This is a genomic window from Sphaerospermopsis sp. LEGE 08334 (genome assembly GCF_015207205.1).
GTDB lineage: Bacteria > Cyanobacteriota > Cyanobacteriia > Cyanobacteriales > Nostocaceae > Sphaerospermopsis.
Genome location: NZ_JADEXH010000040.1, coordinates 12,417 through 28,248, shown reverse-complemented (window position 1 = coordinate 28,248; position 15,832 = coordinate 12,417). Strand labels below are relative to the sequence as shown.

Sequence of the window (15,832 nt, the reverse complement as noted above, 5' to 3'; positions counted from 1 at the left end):
GTTTTAGCAATGCTAAACCCTTACATTCAAGAATTTAAACAGCATTCATGAGATAAACCAAAGTAAAAAGAATAATCCAAATTATGTCAACAAAATGCCAGTAAATTTCCGCCATTTCAATGCCAGTATGTTGCATGGAATTATAATGATTGGGATCGAAAGAACGCACGAAAACACCTAAAATTAATAACAGTCCTACAAATACATGAAGTCCGTGAAAACCTGTCATTAAATAAAAGCAGTTAGCAAAAACGTTGGTGGTTAAACCATAACCTAAGTTCATGTATTCATAAACTTGTCCTACTAGGAATACAGCACCCATTAAAAAAGTGATGAAGTACCAAAAACGCATCCAACCAACGCTATTTTTTTTGATTGCTTTATCACCAAAATGAATGACAAAACTGCTAGAAATGAGGATGATGGTGTTAACTGTGGGTACTAATAATTCTACTTCTGTTCCTTCTGGTGGCCAGACTGCGGTAGTACCTTTAAAAAATAAGTAGGTGGCAAAAAATCCACCAAACATTAATGATTCGGAAATTAAAAAAGTTAGTAGTCCCCAAACTCTTAAATCTGGGTGTTGTTCGTGTGCTGTTGTGTGATGTTCGCTGGTTGTAATTGCTGTCATGATATTTATTGGTAATTGGTGATTGGTAATTGATAATTGGTAATTGGTAATTGGTAATTGGTGATTGGTGATTGGTGATTGGGAATAAATAATTATCTATTCACTGTCACCTGTCACCTGTCACCTATTCTTCTCTATGGCCATAGTCGTAGGGTCCATGAGTGACTACGGGTAAAACTTCCCAGTTTTCAATTATTGGTGGGGAACTGGTGGTCCATTCTAAGCTCAATGCTTCCCAGGGGTTATCTCCTGCAAATTCTCCTTTTAGCCAGCTATTAATGATGTTGTAAGCGAAGGGAATGACGGAAATACCCAAAATAAATGCGCCGATGGTGCAAAGTTGGTTTAAGCTGGTAAATTGGGGGTCATACATGGCTACTCGGCGTGGCATTCCTTGTAATCCGAGTTCGTGCATGGGTAAAAATGTTAAGTTTGTGCCGATTAATGTGAGAGCAAAGTGAACTCTTCCCCAGTTTTCGTTGATCATTCTGCCGGTGATTTTGGGAAACCAATGATAGATTCCAGCGTAAATTCCAAAGACTGATCCACCAAATAAAACGTAGTGGAAATGAGCGACTACATAATAGGTATCGTGAACGTGAACATCAAAGGGTGCTGTTCCCATTGTTACGCCGCTTAAACCACCCATGACGAACATTGATAATAAACCAATGGCGAATAACATGGCGCTGGTAAAACGAATTTTTCCTCCCCATAAAGTTGCTACCCAACCGAATATTTTGACTCCTGTGGGAACGGCTACTATTAATGTGGAAATGGTGAAGAACATTCGCATCCATCCGGGTGTTCCACTGGTGAACATATGGTGTACCCAAACGAATAAACCAACGACGCAAATAGCAACGCTGGAATAGGCGATCGCTTTATATCCAAATATCGGTTTTCGTGCATGAACGGGAATTACTTCTGACATGATCCCAAAAATTGGCAGGATCATTAAGTAAACTGCGGGGTGGGAATAAAACCAGAATAAATGTTGGTAAATAATGACGTTACCACCTGCATCTGGTTTGAAGAATGATGTGCCAAAGTTAATATCAAAGAGCAGTAAAATTAATCCTGCTGCTAAGACTGGTGTAGATAAAAGTGCCAGGATGGATGTTGCTAAAATTGCCCAACAAAATAAAGGAATTTGATCCCATTTCATGCTGGGAACTTTCATCATTAAAATGGTGATGACGAAGTTTATTGATCCTAAAATTGAGGATGTTCCTACTAAGACTATCGCTAATATCCACATTGTTTGTGCGGTGTTAGCGGTGATTAAACTTAATGGTGGGTAAGCGGTCCATCCAGATTGAGAACCACCGAAAAAGAAGCTACCTAATAATAATAATCCTGCGGGGGGGTTTAACCAAAAAGCAATGGCATTTAATTTGGGAAATGCCATATCTCTAGCACCCACCATTAAGGGTACTAAATAATTACCAAAACCCCCAATAGCACTGGGAACAATCCATAAGAAAATCATGATTGTTCCGTGATTTGTCATGAAGGCATTATACAGATTTGGATCAAGTAAGTCGGAGTCTGGTGTGGCTAACTCGGTGCGGATAGCCACGGCCATCAAACCACCAATTAAATAAAATATAAATGCTGTCACCAAATATTGAATACCAATCACTTTGTGATCAATATTAAAGGTGAAATAATCATACCATTTCCAAGCTTGGAGATGTTGAGTATGGGCAACCAGTAAAGTCTTTTGTTGACTATTATCTGGTGGTATGTTGGGTGAAAATTCTGTTTGGGTCATGGGATTTTGGATTTTGGATTTTAGATTTTCAGGAGTCAGGAGTTCCAGAAGTTCAGGAGTATGGCTTCGCCACGCTTCGCCACGCTTCGCTATCAGGAGTCAGGAGTCAGGAGTCAGGATAAATATTACTAATGACTAATGACTAATGACTAATGACTAATGACTACTAACTAATGACTGAATATTTTCTGCACTGATTCCCATTTCCTGAATATAAGGTTCAAGAAATTCAGCAGTTGTTAAATTAGCAGGATTGACTGCTATAATTTGCAGTGGTTCTTGTTTTTGTGCTACCTGATTTTCGGTTAACCAGTTATTAAAATCTTCTGGACTGTGAACTACAACTTGTGTCCGCATTGAACCATGATAACCACCACATAATTCTGCACAAACTACGGGATATGTTCCTGGTTTTGTGGCTACAAATCTTAATTCTGTGGGTACACCAGGAATTGCATCTTGTTTTAACCGAAATTGGGGAACCCAGAAGGAATGAATTACATCATCTGCGGATAAATTTAACTGCACATCTGCACCGACAGGAACATGAAGTTCTCCCGCAGTTATACCAGTTTCAGGATAGTTAAATAACCACGCAAATTGTATTCCTTTAACATCAACTACCAAGTCTGCTGGGTTATTTTTAGTTTGGGGACTTGCACCGATGCCAATATTAGGAGCAGCTAAAGATTGAGATTGAGAATTATCATTCATACTAGCTGCCATTGCAGTACCAGAAACATGGGCAATATGATGAGGATGAGTACCTGGTTCTAAACCTCCCATTTGGTTATAAACATCCACACTGTAGATACCTAAACCAATGACAATGACGCTAGGAATAGCTGTCCAAAATATTTCTAATGCTAAGTTGCCTTCTATCGGTACACCATCACTATTGTCTCCAGTACGACGACGGTAGACAAATAGGAAAATTAAGATTGTGCCTTCGACTATTAAAAATAGTGCGATCGCAATGGTAAACATGACATTAAAAAATCCGTCTACCAAAGGCGCTTGTTGTGATGCTTGCTCTGGTAATAAATGATGATGTTGACCTATCCAAATACTAATAGGAGCAATGAACATCCCCGCTAACAGTGTCCACAATGACACAGGAACTTTTTGCATACTACCCACTCTTTATCAATTAACAATTATCAGTGGAAGTCGGGTGTCGGGTATGGGTCTTAGAAGAAGAAAAATTCATTCTTAAACATGAGATACCATTCTCTTCTTACTGTCACCTGTCACCTTTTTTCCTGACTCCTGACTCCTCAATTTTTACTTATTACCGTTCTAACTTGTAAGTCATCAAAATTGGGTAAACTTCCAGATTTTTTCACATCTTTCTCACAAATATTACAAAAATATTACAAATTATATTTTTTCTCCTGTTTACCTTGACTCAAAAACCCAATTTATATACAATTAGCCTTCTTGATGATTAATTATGGTAACAGAATTAATCAGTCATGGGATTTTGGATTTTAGATTTTAGATTTTGGATTTTGGTTAACTTCTCATTAAAATCCACATAATTTTATCATTAAGGTAATGAACCCTAACAATTTTAAATCTATGTTTTTGTTAATCCTAAAATTTTTAATATTTTTTTAAATAATTAGGTAAAGTTAGGTAAGGATTGAGTATTCCCCTCTAAATGAACTTTCATCAATCAGTGATGCTGATGTAAGGAGTTAAACAATTTCTCTTCTCCTTGTAACTTACTGACTGTAGTTGATGCCCATAAGTATTACTGGTCTAATGTTGTATGGGAATAACAATTTTTGGGACAAATACGAGAACAAGCTTCACAACCAATACAGTTCTCTGGGTGAGCGACTACCATCACCTTGCGTTCAATTTCTTCATCATCTTCATCTTCCACAAATTCACCTTCTTCATTCAATGCCATCAACCCTAAAACTGTGTAACCACATACTTTAATACATCTGCCACAACCAATACATTTATCCTTGTCAATTTCTGTAACAAATTTAGGTGTCCAAGACTTACCGCCAAATGTCAATCCTGTTAATGTTGCCATGAATCTAACCTCAGCAATTTCGCTTACAATTTTCTTGGTGATTTACTCTTAATAGTAGCCTAATATTTTGGCATTTTGCTGATAAAAATTAACTTTTTTATCAAGTTTTGCTGACTTGAAAAATCATGTCAATTTATCTCGAATAATTTTCTAGGCTAGATGCAATTTTTTATTAAAAAATCTCTACTCGATCCTTAGTATTCAAAGAGAAAATCCAGTTATTTTTCAGATAAATATAATTTATATCCTGATATTTTTATTGATAGGTTTTCGCAAAAATCAACAATTAGAAAATAGTCCATAAGGTGAAAGTAAGAATTTTGACAGTATTTGCAGATACTAAATAATCAACAATCAGAAGTAAACAGTTAGTGAACAGGAATTTAAACATTAACTAATTAAAAACAATTTTCAGTTTTTCAGATGTTATTAAAAAACAGTTTTTGTCAAGATTTCCTGTGAAAGCAGAACACAAATATTAAAAAAAATCTCCAAGCTCATTATGAACAAACTTAGCGAAATCTTTATGAAATGTATAGTTAATGAAGAAGCAATGAAGCCTGACTTTCAAAGTCCCAAAGAGGTGACAGGTAAAAATCAACAGTGAACAGTGAACAGTCAAAGACAATAACTGTTAACTGATAACTGTTAACCAAATAACTGATCTTGTCATGGAGATAATTTGGTAGCAAGTTATGAATCAAGACGAGACATCGAGGGTAGACTTGAGCCAAACATCTCAGCAATTAGACTAGGAAGCAGCCTTATGCCTTATACAATTCCTAACAAAAATTGCGATGGATGTGATAACTGCCGCCCCCAATGTCCTACGGGTGCAATCAAAATCGAAAATAACGAATATTGGATTGATCCTTGTCTTTGTAACAATTGTGAGGGTTATTATCCAGAACCGCAATGTGTAATTGCTTGTCCTACAAATTCCCCCATACTCTGGCAAGCAAAAAAAGGCAGATGCAAAGTTGAAGTGCGAGAACCTACCAGTCCTAATTTATTTTCTAATGGCAAGAATCATCCCTTTGCTTCGGCAATAGTTATTTGGGAAGCTTGCAACTTACTAGCACAACGTAAATCATTACAATGGCAAACAGATGCAACAGGTAATTTACACTATAGCCGACAAGTTAATCAAGGTCGGGGTGCAATTTCTTTTCAGCTTCAGGACTCATTTCAAGTTAGTAACCGGGCTAAAAATTTACCAACAATTGAAAATCTTGATCTTCGAGCCGCTTGTATTCATCTGATTTTTGCTGCCTATGCTACAACTTTAGATCAACCCTGGGAACAGGAGTTTTCAATTGATGAGCGACAATTTGAAGCATACTTGGGATTAGAAAAACGTAAAGACCTTAACAAAATCACCAAGTTATGTTTAATCAAAAACATCGTTCAACAAGCTTGCTCTCTGGTTGTTTCTATTGACTGGCAAGCAAGAGGTAAAGTTCCCGGTTTTTCTGTTACAGAAAGTCCTTTGTGGCATTTAACAGATATTCATCATCATTTTCAGGAAGATGAACAGGGATGTAAATATTTAGTTGGGTTGACATTTAAAGTGAAAGCCGGTCTTTGGGCGCAGCATTTTTTAAATAAACAAGGCTGTAAAGAACGGACTGGTTTCTATCAATATGGTACTTTGCCGAAAACGCTGTTAACTACAGTGATGAGTCTGTGGCAGCAACATGAAGGCGCAGTCAGATTGATGTTATGGTTACTTTTTAAAACCAAGATGGGTAGAGAACAACGCATCACTGTTCCTACTTTACTGCGTGTTGCTTATGGTGAGGAAAAAATTAACTTAGCTTCCAGATTACGAGATGAAAGAAAGCGGTTATTACGAACTTTTGAAAATGATTTGGAAGTTCTCAATCATTCTGGAGTTAAGCCAATTTTTGATCCTGTTACCTACCCCATAGAAATCCAACCTTTATGGGCGAAATTAGTTGATATTCCTGAAGATCCCGATGAGGCTTTAGAGTTTTGGATCAATGACGGTGGTGGTGATCATCGTCTTACAGATAGTGGTCCCCGTGGTAAGTGGAATATGTTGATGAATGCCCGGATTTTATCTTTTGAATTACCACCAGAATGGGAAAATATCAGTGCAGATGCTGAGAAAAAAAAGCGGCGTAATGTGAGAAGTAAAAAAACCGTCAAAACTACGGATAATTTATTAGCTGAACAAGTATCTCAAGCCCGCAAAAGTATCAATATCTCCCAAAGAGAATTAGCAAAGTTAACAGGTAAAAGTCAAAGTTGGATTCGTGATGTAGAAAATGGTCGTCTGAAACCTAAACCTGAAGATCAAGCTTTATTAAGGAGGGTGCTGAATATTCTTTAACAGGGTAATTCATGAATTACCCCTACCTAAGAATTAGGTTTTTAGAACTAATACCCAGATCCCCGACTTCTTAGAGAAGTCGGGGATCTATTGGTAGGTAAACTGCGATCGCTATTGGATTTTAAATAATAAAATCTTATCAAAATCCATAAAATGATTGAAAATCTGTAATTGACTACATTTTTCCTTTATATTTTCTTAACATTTAATTGAGAATTATTTTTATTTATCAACGAGCTTGCAATACTTTCAGCTATCTGCTATGATTTAGAAGAATTTGTAAATTGCCTTATTGTGCCTATTTTAAAAATGTATCTTTTAGCACAAGTTCACAAGCCTTGACTGATAAACGCTTCAGGAATAGCCAAAAAAAGAAATAACCCCTAAAATCAAAAATTTATCAAGAAATCCTGACACGAGATTTACCAAAATTACCTGCTTTTGTTTGCGGGTGAGAAATAGGGGGATTGACAAATAAGACAATTTATGGTAATGATATTAAACCTTGAATGAAACAATTGTCAATTTTCAATTGATAAGCGCCCAAACCACAACAGCCTGAGCGCCTAAATAGGTTGCAGATAAATTGATAATAGTTAATCTGCTAGTTATTCTAATTAAGCACGTGCCATTTGCATGGATCGGCAAGTTTCCGCACATCTACGACAAGCTGCGGCGCAATCTCTCATTTTGCTGTCATCACCGATGGTTTCACAAGCAGCAGCACAGCGATCGCACATTTCCGCACACAGCATACAAGTGCGTCCCATAAATTCAGAACCACTCATCATCATATTTGTACACATCATGCACATTTCAGAGCAATCGCGCATTATGCTCATCATGCCCATATCCATGTACCTACCACCTTTGCTCATGCAGTAAGTCATGGTTTCCAAGCAGATTTTATGACATTCCATGCAAGCATTCATGCAAGTTTGCATTTCCGTAGTCATGGATTCAGTCATCATCATCATCATAGCAAATACTCCTGATTTTTTGATGCGTATTTATAGTCATGAATTAGACTAATAACCACATTAATTACCGATGTTTCCAGGGTAAATAATAGGGGAAGCCCTGAATTGATCAGCCGATAATTCCGACAATGAATACTAACAACAAAATCAGAATCTTTCTTGCTACTTTGGCAGTAATTTCTATTTGAAAAGAAAACCTTTGAATATTCCAATCCCCGACTTCTTGAAGAAGACGGGTATCTCTGCACTTTGATGAAGCGTTTTTACTACTATTGGGGTAGAGTGCGGCTGGCATAAGCATCCATCGCATAAGCAGGAGTGCGATCGCTGTAATCAATTTCCATGCCAGTAATAGACTTAGCCAATTGTTCAAAAGACTCAGAACGCCAGTTCCGTTCATGGATAGGCTTGGTTTGTTCACCCATGAAGTAAGCCAGAGAACCAATCACAGAAACAGCAACCCAACCTACAACTAATAATGCAACTAAGATAGTCATCCTTAACCTCGTGTTTTAATTATGTCTTAACTTTACTTTCGTGTCTTAAACATTTATTGCTTTATGTAAATAAATGTAACAGATTGTTTTCCAAATTGTCAAATGTTCCCCAGTTGTGCTAACCGATGTTTGTGGTAGAGTATTCCACACTCTCAGACTAAATACATTACTATATTACTATATAGTACGTTAGTGTATCAATCAGATCAATTGCTGGTTAGAGAGTAGCTGAGTAATTATCTCTGCGTTCATGGGGAGAGTAATAAAGATGTAATTGCGATCGCAATTCAACTAGGAGCAACAGTATATGATAGTGATTGGTGATTGGTGACTGGTGATTGGGTTATTTACCTCCCCATCTCCCCTTCTCCCTCCTGTTCCCCCCCCAAACAGATATGTTCCCTATTCCAACGGACAAAATAAATGATATCAAGTCCAGTTAATTACTGATAATCAACTTTCTCCTCTTCACTCTTGCCTCTTGCCTTTTGACTACCCTCACAGATAATATAACTATTCCAACGGAAATAATATGAGAATGTTCTTTTCTGATGAAGAAATAGCACAATTAATTGCAGAAGATGTCCCATTTCTCGATTTAACTACCTATGGATTAAATATAGGTAAAGAATTAGGAGAAATTGAATTTTCTACCCGTCACACCATGACTATTTGTGCGACGGAAGAAGCAGCAAGAGTATTTGAAAAATGTGGTGCAAAAGTTGAATATTTACTAGAAAGTGGAACTTGTTTAACAGCACAGCAATTAATTCTCAAAGCTAGTGGTTGTGCGGAAGCTTTACATATTGGTTGGAGAGTGGCGTTAAATTTAATGGAATACTCTTCTGGTATTGCTACCCGTGCAAAAGAATTAGTTGATGCTGCTAAAAATATAAATTCTGATGTGGCAGTTGTCACAACTCGCAAATGCTTTCCTGGTACAAGAATTATTTCTATGAAAGCAATTTTAGCTGGTGGTGCTACTCCCCATCGTTTAGGACTTTCAGAAACAGTTTTGATTTTTAAACAACACCTATTATTTATAGATAGTATTGCGGAAATAAGTGAGCGAATTAATCAACTGAGAAAACGATTTCCAGAACAAAAAATTGCTATTGAAGTGGAAACAGAAACCGATGCTTGGATGGTGGCTGAAGCAGGAGTTGATTTAATTCAATTTGATAAAATTCCTACTGTAGAACTTAGTGGTTTAGTTGCAGAATTAAAGCAGAAATATCCAGGTTTACAATTAGCAGCAGCAGGTGGAATTAATTTAGAAAATGTCAGGAATTATGCCAGCACAGGGGTAGATATTTTGGTGACAAGTTACCCGTATTTTGGTAAACCTGCTGATATTGGGGCGAAGATGAAACGGAGGTAATAATTGTCTGAATGAGGATGTCCAGGATTAAAGGATTTTCAGGATTGTTATTTGGTGGTTAATGGCTGTTATTTATGTATTTATTCTTACATCTCACATCATAAATATTCACTTTTATCCATACTAATCATCAACAAACAAGTAATAATTAAACAATCACATCTTGTACATCCTCACAATTATATTTAATATAATCAATTAGCAAAAGGATTGACTATTTTTAATTCTGTAATTGCCTGAAAATCACTAATATTTCTTGTCACTAAAATAGCGTTTTGATTTATTGCTGTAGCAGCGATAATTGCATCAGGAAGTTTAATTTTGTAATTTCGCTTTAATTGTATGGTTTTATTTTCAATCTCTTGTGATAATGGAACTACAGTAAACTGAGATAACAAATCTTCAATACATTCTTCTTCTTCCTGTGACAAACCAGCAAAACTCAGTAATTCAATACGGATAATTGGTGAAAGTAGAATTTCGTGTACATTCACAAATTCTTCTGCAAACCATGAATCAACTATTATATCATCGGCTAAATAGTAGATAAAAATATTTGTATCATAAAGATATCTCATTTATCCCACTCCTGACGCAGATGAGATAAATGAGCTAACATAGCTGATTTTCTATGTTTTAAACTTCCTTTAGCTTTACTAATTTTTTCATAGTCTTTTTTCCAATTTAATAGCATTGATTCAGGTACATCTACCGTAATTGAATCTTCATCTTGAGATACAAGATAATGTCTTGGTATTTTGATTAATGGCATAGTTTTATGCTCCTGTTTCTCTCACTTCAGATTGTAACATAATGACGATATTATACATAATATTATACAATTGTCTGAATCAGGATACCCAGGATGATAGGATTTTCAGGATGATTATTTGATGATTACTAAATGTGAATGATGTATTGATTATTATAGTCATTTCCTCAAAATTAACCTTTTGTCTGAATCAGGATACCCAGGATTAGAGGATTTTCAGGATAATTATTTGATGATTACCCAAAGTAAATAATGTATTGATTATTGCAGCTATTACTTAAAAATAATCAACACCTAACCAATAATTAAACAATCACATCCTGTACATCCTTAAATCCTGGACATCCTGATTCTGACAATATTAAAATTATCTAAACAACCAGCAAAATTACCCAAATATGCTATATTAAGTACAGCATATACCAACAACACAGGTTAATTATTGTTCATTCACTCTTAATTAAAATTATGCTAAATCAACCTATTTCCACAGTTTTAACCCAAGTACAGCAAAAGTTAAAACAACTTTATGGAGAACAGTTAGAAAAACTAATTCTATATGGTTCACAAGCCAGAGGAACAGCACAACCAGATTCAGATATTGATATTTTAATTGTGTTAAAAGATGTTTTTAATTATTCTCAAGAGAGTGAAAAAATTAGTCAAATAATTGCTGATTTATGTTTAGAATACAATGTGTTAATTAGTTGTGCTTTTGCTAATAGAGAACAATTAGAAAATTATGAGAGTGGTTTTTTTCGTAATATTAGAAAAGATGGTTTAATAATATGAATGATGAACAAAAAAGACTTTTAGAAAAAGCTGAGAGGAGTTTACAAGCAGCAGTAGAACTTAACCAAAAAGGTTTTGCTGAATTTGCTGTTTCTCGTGGTTATTATGCTATGTTTTATATTGCTACGGCTTTTTTAGAAAGTGAAGGACTTGCTTATTCTAAACATTCAGCCGTTATTGCTGCTTTTGGAGAAAAATTTGCTCGCACAGACAGAGTTCCTCGTGAATTTCATCGTTATTTAATTGATGCAGAAAGAACTCGTTTAAGGGGTGACTATAATACTGATCCTAATATTACTGAAGCTGATGCGGATCTGATTATTCAAAGAACTATAGAAATCCTAGATTTTGCGAAAGCGAATATTGATTGTTTATGAATTGAGGCTATTTTGTCTGAATCAGGATACCCAGGATTAGAGGATTAACAGGATAATTATTTGATGATTACTAGATGTGAATAATGTATTGATTATTGCAGTTATTTCCTCAAAATTAACTTTTTGTCTGAATCAGGATACCCAGGATTAGAGGATTAACAGGATAATTATTTGATGATTACCCAAAGTAAATAATGTATTGATTATTATAGCTATTACTTAAAAATCATCAACAACCAACCAATAATTAAACAATCACATCCTGTACATCCTTAAATCCTGGAGATTATCTCGACTTACTTCGACTTCGCTCAGTACAAGTCGCTCGATAACCACCTGATTCTGACAATAATATTGTACTATATTCTTAGCTACTAATATTTTCAGGGTGAATAATTGTAATTTCAGGAACAGTTATAAAATCTTTGGGATTTAAAGTTAAAATATGGCTGATATGATGAGCAAGCATCACGGCTAATATGTGTATATCGTGAGTGCGTTTACCAGAAATATTATATGTTGTTACTAAGTTCAACCAAATAGAAAATACATCTGGTGTTTCTTCTAGTAAATCAAATTGATTTATTAGCATTTGTACTGCTTGGGTTGTTTGTGCTACAGTCCACCCTAATCCATTAACATTGACAGGACGAGTAGCAACAACCCAAAATTCAATGATTACTTGAGAAGTAATAAAACATTGATGATTATTAGATATTAAATATTTAATTGTTTTATCAACTAAATGAAAATCAGGAGATGTGATATCTCTGGAACGTAAAAGAATATTGGTATCTAATAGGTAATTACTCATCTTCCTCTGTCATCATAAATGTTTTCTCGACGTAGTGCTTCATCAGGAAGATTAACAGAACTTTGAGGAGCTTTTTCTATCCACTCTTGCCAAAGTTTTAATTTTTCTTCAGATGTTAAAGGTTTTTTAGTTTGTTGGTGGAAATTTTGATAATTCAGCCTTTCTTGGAAAAGTTGTTTTTCTTCGGGAGTTAATTTTAACACAATTTCTACTAAGGAATCAATAAGTTGTACATTCATAATTATTTATCTCATTTACTAGGTCATGGGCAAGATTACATTCTATTATAAACTCTAAACTGTCATAATCAGGAGATCCCCGACTTCTAGCAAGATTTTCTGATTTCACCACAAATTTACTACAGAAGTCGGGGATCTGATTCTTCACCTTCTAAACGTGAATAATGTATTGATTATTACATTCATTTTCTCAAAATTAACCTTTTGTCTGAATCAGGATAACCAGGATTAGAGGATTAACAGGATGATTATTTGATGATTACTAAATGTGAATAATGTATTGATTATTACATTTATTTTCTCAAAATTAACCTTTCTCTATACTAATCATCAACAACCAACCAATAATCAAACAATCACATCCTGGACATCCTGATTCTGACAATATTAAAATTATCTAAACAACCAGCAAAATTACCCAAATATGGTATATTAAATACAGCATACACCAAACTAACTATTACCCAAAAGTAAAGGAAATTAAGATAAAATAAGTTAAGCGGATTTATGGAATGGAATATAATATTTGATCCAGATTTTAGAATTTGGTTTTATCAACAAGAACAGGGATTTCAAAATGAAGCATTTGCAGTATTAGGTATTTTAGGAGAATTTGGACCGAGTTTAGGAAGACCAAGAGTTGATACTTTAGAAGGTTCTAATTTCAGTAATATGAAAGAACTACGTATTCAATATCAAGGAGAACCTTGGCGGATTTTATTTGCATTTGATCCCAAAAGACAAGCGATTTTATTAGTTGGAGGTAACAAAACTGGTAATAAAAAGTGGTATAAAGAAAATATACCCATAGCAGATAAAAGATATCGAGAATATTTGGAAACACTCAAGGAAGAAAAATTATGAAAAAATATACAACTTTATCGGAAGAGTTAAATCAACTTTCTCAAGAACGAAAAGAAATAATTGCTGCAAGAACTTCTGAATTAAGATTAGCAGAAATTACGCTGCAAAATTTACGGGAAAGATTGGGTTTATCATCATCAGAATTAGCTGATAGTTTGGAATTATCAGAAATAGAAATATCTGATTTAGAAAATCAACCAAGTTTAGAATTAAATACAATACGTAATGTTGTTAATGCTTTGGGAGGAACTATGGAAATTATTATTAAACTTCCTAATAAAGAACCTATTATGATGAATTTGTCTGAATCAGGATACCCAGGATGATAGGATTAACAGGATGGTTATTTGATGAATTTGTCTGAATCAGGATAACCAGGATTATAGGATTTAGAGGATTGTTATTTGATGATTAGTAGAAGTGAATGATATATTGATTATTACGGTTATTTTATAAAAATTAGCCTTTTGTCTGAATCAGGATAACCAGGATTATAGGATTTAGAGGATTGTTATTTGATGATTAGTAGAAGTGAATGATATATTGATTATTACGGTTATTTTATAAAAATTAGCCTTTTGTCTGAATCAGGATAACCAGGATTATAGGATTTAGAGGATTGTTATTTGATGATTAGTAGAAGTGAATGATATATTGATTATTACGGTTATTTTATAAAAATTAGCCTTTTGTCTGAATCAGGATACCCAGGATGATAGGATTTACAGGATGATTATTTGATGAAAATTAACTTTTTGTTTGAATCAGGATAACTGGTTACTGAGCGAAGTCGAAGTACAGGATTAGAGGATTTTCAGGATAATTACTTGATAATTAACCAATAAAAATAATGTATTGATTATTACGGCTATTACTTAAAAATCATCAACACCTAACCAATAATTAAACAATCACATCCTGTACATCCTCAAATCCTGGACATCCTGATTCAGACAACCACAACATCAACACCTAACCAATAATCAAACAATCACATCCTGTACATCCTCAAATCCTGGACATCCTGATTCTGACAATATTAAATTTATCTAAACCACCAGCAAAATTACCCAAATATGCTATTTTAAATACAGCATACATCAAACCAACCATTAACCAATCATGAATAATCCACAACAACCAGGAAAATACGATGCTGTGCTTGGTGGTAATACTCCATCCCTAGAAGGTGCGGCGGTTTTAGGAGGAATTGAAGGGGTAAAATTGCGGTTACAAAATCCAGATTTAAAGGTGAGAATTGCTGCACTTGAGCAAGCATTGAATTATGGAGAACAGGGTTTAGATTTAGTAATTGCAGGTTTAAATGATGAATATTGGGAAGTTCAAATCGCGGCTTATTTAATATTAAATAAAAGAACAGAAACAAGAATTAAACAAATATTACAAAAGCCTAATCACGAAGGTTTAAAACTAGAAAAAATTGAAGTAGTAACAGTTAATAAATTTGGGGAAATCATTCAGCGTCAGCCTCGTTTAGCCAGATATTTCATAGAAGATTTGGGTGATGGTGTAACTTTAGAAATGGCTGCAATTCCTGGTGGTACTTTTATGATGGGTTCACCAGAAAATGAAGCGGGAAGACGAGATAATGAAAGTCCTCAACACCAAGTTACTGTTCCTAGTTTCTTTATGGGAAAATATCCGGTAACACAGGCACAATATCAAGCTATCACGGGAAATAACCCTTCTCGTTCCAAAGGTAGTAATCGTCCTGTTGAGTTCTCTAATTGGAATAATGCGGTGGCTTTCTGTGAAAAGTTAAGCCAAAAAATCGGAAAAACCTACAGACTGCCAAGTGAAGCGGAATGGGAATATGCTTGTAGAGCAGGAACTACCACACCATTTCACTTTGGAGAGACGATTACAACGGATTTAGCTAACTATTATGGTTACTCTACTTATGGACAAGAACCCAAAGGAGTTCATAGAAAAGAAACAACAGAAGTAGGGAGTTTTGGAGTAGCCAATAACTTTGGATTATACGATATGCACGGCAATGTATGGGAGTCGTGTCAAGATCATTGGCATAGTAACTATGAAGGTGCGCCGACAGATGGAAGCTTATGGCTAGATATTGAAGAGAATATTACCAAAACACTGCTGCGCGGTGGTTCATGGAGCAACGATCCTGACTATTGCCGTTCTGCTTTTCGCTACATCGACCGCCCCATCCCCTTCAACAACTTTGGTTTTCGGGTTGTATGTGGTGGTGCGGCGAGGACTTAATAGCCATTTATACTGTTACTCTTTTGCGCTTTAGCAATTAGTAATTGTAACTTTA

The 15,832-nt window shown here is 35.0% G+C and carries 17 protein-coding genes; 7 read left to right on the top strand and 10 right to left on the bottom strand.

Annotation, left to right across the window (positions count from 1 at the left end):
- Nucleotides 1–34 precede the first annotated feature (34 nt).
- The 4 genes from IQ237_RS20025 to fdxB all read right to left on the bottom strand — a co-directional run bounded on the left by IQ237_RS20025 (nucleotide 35) and on the right by fdxB (nucleotide 4,458).
- Complete coding sequence (locus IQ237_RS20025) at nucleotides 35–631, bottom strand: heme-copper oxidase subunit III (protein ID WP_228020519.1); 597 nt, start codon at nucleotides 629–631, stop codon at nucleotides 35–37.
- 124 nt (nucleotides 632–755) lie between these two features.
- A complete protein-coding gene (gene ctaD / locus IQ237_RS20020; RefSeq protein ID WP_194058357.1) occupies nucleotides 756–2,408 on the bottom strand; it encodes a cytochrome c oxidase subunit I in 1,653 nt (550 codons plus the stop codon).
- A 156-nt stretch (nucleotides 2,409–2,564) separates the two neighbouring features.
- Nucleotides 2,565–3,539, bottom strand: coding sequence for a cytochrome c oxidase subunit II (locus IQ237_RS20015; RefSeq protein ID WP_194058355.1), 975 nt, complete (start codon nucleotides 3,537–3,539; stop codon nucleotides 2,565–2,567).
- A gap of 625 nt (nucleotides 3,540–4,164) precedes the next feature.
- The gene (gene fdxB, locus IQ237_RS20010; RefSeq protein WP_096565798.1) at nucleotides 4,165–4,458 is read right to left on the bottom strand and encodes a ferredoxin III, nif-specific; all 294 of its coding nucleotides are present in this window, start codon (nucleotides 4,456–4,458) and stop codon (nucleotides 4,165–4,167) included.
- A gap of 766 nt (nucleotides 4,459–5,224) precedes the next feature.
- On the opposite strand from fdxB, the gene IQ237_RS20005 reads away from it, so the two are divergent.
- Nucleotides 5,225–6,814 (top strand): helix-turn-helix domain-containing protein, encoded by a 1,590-nt coding sequence (locus IQ237_RS20005; protein ID WP_194058353.1) that lies wholly within the window; start codon nucleotides 5,225–5,227, stop codon nucleotides 6,812–6,814.
- A 617-nt stretch (nucleotides 6,815–7,431) separates the two neighbouring features.
- On the opposite strand, the gene IQ237_RS20000 is transcribed toward IQ237_RS20005, so the two are convergent.
- A complete protein-coding gene (locus IQ237_RS20000) occupies nucleotides 7,432–7,794 on the bottom strand; it encodes a four-helix bundle copper-binding protein (protein ID WP_194058351.1) in 363 nt (120 codons plus the stop codon).
- 269 nt (nucleotides 7,795–8,063) lie between these two features.
- A complete protein-coding gene (locus tag IQ237_RS19995; protein WP_194058349.1) occupies nucleotides 8,064–8,291 on the bottom strand; it encodes a photosystem II protein, Psb35-related in 228 nt (75 codons plus the stop codon).
- A 538-nt stretch (nucleotides 8,292–8,829) separates the two neighbouring features.
- On the opposite strand from IQ237_RS19995, the gene modD reads away from it, so the two are divergent.
- Entirely contained in the window at nucleotides 8,830–9,672 is an 843-nt protein-coding gene (gene modD / locus IQ237_RS19990; protein WP_194058347.1) for a ModD protein, read from the top strand.
- A 194-nt stretch (nucleotides 9,673–9,866) separates the two neighbouring features.
- Here modD and IQ237_RS19985 read toward each other — a convergent pair whose 3' ends face one another.
- Nucleotides 9,867–10,250 (bottom strand): type II toxin-antitoxin system VapC family toxin, encoded by a 384-nt coding sequence (locus IQ237_RS19985; RefSeq protein ID WP_194058345.1) that lies wholly within the window; start codon nucleotides 10,248–10,250, stop codon nucleotides 9,867–9,869.
- Complete coding sequence (locus tag IQ237_RS19980; RefSeq protein WP_194058343.1) at nucleotides 10,247–10,444, bottom strand: hypothetical protein; 198 nt, start codon at nucleotides 10,442–10,444, stop codon at nucleotides 10,247–10,249. Before IQ237_RS19980 ends, IQ237_RS19985 begins: the two co-directional genes overlap by 4 nt.
- Nucleotides 10,445–10,912: 468 nt before the next feature.
- On the opposite strand from IQ237_RS19980, the gene IQ237_RS19975 reads away from it, so the two are divergent.
- Nucleotides 10,913–11,236, top strand: a complete 324-nt coding sequence (locus tag IQ237_RS19975; protein WP_194058341.1) for a nucleotidyltransferase domain-containing protein — start codon at nucleotides 10,913–10,915, stop codon at nucleotides 11,234–11,236.
- A complete protein-coding gene (locus IQ237_RS19970) occupies nucleotides 11,233–11,613 on the top strand; it encodes a HEPN domain-containing protein (protein ID WP_194058339.1) in 381 nt (126 codons plus the stop codon). The genes IQ237_RS19975 and IQ237_RS19970 overlap by 4 nt, the downstream gene beginning before the upstream one ends.
- Nucleotides 11,614–11,980: 367 nt before the next feature.
- Here the strand turns inward: IQ237_RS19970 and IQ237_RS19965 are convergent, their stop codons facing one another.
- A complete protein-coding gene (locus IQ237_RS19965; protein ID WP_194058337.1) occupies nucleotides 11,981–12,427 on the bottom strand; it encodes a type II toxin-antitoxin system VapC family toxin in 447 nt (148 codons plus the stop codon).
- Complete coding sequence (locus IQ237_RS19960) at nucleotides 12,424–12,666, bottom strand: hypothetical protein (protein WP_194058335.1); 243 nt, start codon at nucleotides 12,664–12,666, stop codon at nucleotides 12,424–12,426. The genes IQ237_RS19965 and IQ237_RS19960 overlap by 4 nt, the downstream gene beginning before the upstream one ends.
- A 507-nt stretch (nucleotides 12,667–13,173) precedes the next feature.
- Between IQ237_RS19960 and IQ237_RS19955 the strand changes: the two genes are divergently transcribed.
- The 3 genes from IQ237_RS19955 (at nucleotide 13,174) to IQ237_RS19945 (ending at nucleotide 15,777) form a co-directional block, all read left to right on the top strand.
- The gene (locus IQ237_RS19955; RefSeq protein ID WP_194058333.1) at nucleotides 13,174–13,530 is read left to right on the top strand and encodes a type II toxin-antitoxin system RelE/ParE family toxin; all 357 of its coding nucleotides are present in this window, start codon (nucleotides 13,174–13,176) and stop codon (nucleotides 13,528–13,530) included.
- Nucleotides 13,527–13,856 (top strand): XRE family transcriptional regulator, encoded by a 330-nt coding sequence (locus IQ237_RS19950; RefSeq protein WP_194058331.1) that lies wholly within the window; start codon nucleotides 13,527–13,529, stop codon nucleotides 13,854–13,856. Before IQ237_RS19955 ends, IQ237_RS19950 begins: the two co-directional genes overlap by 4 nt.
- Nucleotides 13,857–14,652: 796 nt before the next feature.
- Nucleotides 14,653–15,777, top strand: a complete 1,125-nt coding sequence (locus IQ237_RS19945; RefSeq protein WP_194058329.1) for an SUMF1/EgtB/PvdO family nonheme iron enzyme — start codon at nucleotides 14,653–14,655, stop codon at nucleotides 15,775–15,777.
- The last annotated feature ends 55 nt before the right edge of the window (nucleotides 15,778–15,832 follow it).

Coding starts and splice junctions, on each gene's coding strand:
- modD (WP_194058347.1), top strand. CDS start 8,830: ATGTTCTTTTCTGATGAAGAAATAGCACAATTAATTGCAGAAGATGTC.
- IQ237_RS19950 (WP_194058331.1), top strand. CDS start 13,527: ATGAAAAAATATACAACTTTATCGGAAGAGTTAAATCAACTTTCTCAA.
- IQ237_RS19975 (WP_194058341.1), top strand. CDS start 10,913: ATGCTAAATCAACCTATTTCCACAGTTTTAACCCAAGTACAGCAAAAG.
- IQ237_RS20015 (WP_194058355.1), bottom strand. CDS start 3,539: ATGCAAAAAGTTCCTGTGTCATTGTGGACACTGTTAGCGGGGATGTTC.
- IQ237_RS19955 (WP_194058333.1), top strand. CDS start 13,174: ATGGAATGGAATATAATATTTGATCCAGATTTTAGAATTTGGTTTTAT.
- IQ237_RS20005 (WP_194058353.1), top strand. CDS start 5,225: ATGCCTTATACAATTCCTAACAAAAATTGCGATGGATGTGATAACTGC.
- fdxB (WP_096565798.1), bottom strand. CDS start 4,458: ATGGCAACATTAACAGGATTGACATTTGGCGGTAAGTCTTGGACACCT.
- IQ237_RS19970 (WP_194058339.1), top strand. CDS start 11,233: ATGAATGATGAACAAAAAAGACTTTTAGAAAAAGCTGAGAGGAGTTTA.
- IQ237_RS19945 (WP_194058329.1), top strand. CDS start 14,653: ATGAATAATCCACAACAACCAGGAAAATACGATGCTGTGCTTGGTGGT.
- IQ237_RS19960 (WP_194058335.1), bottom strand. CDS start 12,666: ATGAATGTACAACTTATTGATTCCTTAGTAGAAATTGTGTTAAAATTA.
- IQ237_RS19995 (WP_194058349.1), bottom strand. CDS start 8,291: ATGACTATCTTAGTTGCATTATTAGTTGTAGGTTGGGTTGCTGTTTCT.
- IQ237_RS20000 (WP_194058351.1), bottom strand. CDS start 7,794: ATGATGATGATGATGACTGAATCCATGACTACGGAAATGCAAACTTGC.
- IQ237_RS19965 (WP_194058337.1), bottom strand. CDS start 12,427: ATGAGTAATTACCTATTAGATACCAATATTCTTTTACGTTCCAGAGAT.
- IQ237_RS19985 (WP_194058345.1), bottom strand. CDS start 10,250: ATGAGATATCTTTATGATACAAATATTTTTATCTACTATTTAGCCGAT.
- IQ237_RS19980 (WP_194058343.1), bottom strand. CDS start 10,444: ATGCCATTAATCAAAATACCAAGACATTATCTTGTATCTCAAGATGAA.
- ctaD (WP_194058357.1), bottom strand. CDS start 2,408: ATGACCCAAACAGAATTTTCACCCAACATACCACCAGATAATAGTCAA.
- IQ237_RS20025 (WP_228020519.1), bottom strand. CDS start 631: ATGACAGCAATTACAACCAGCGAACATCACACAACAGCACACGAACAA.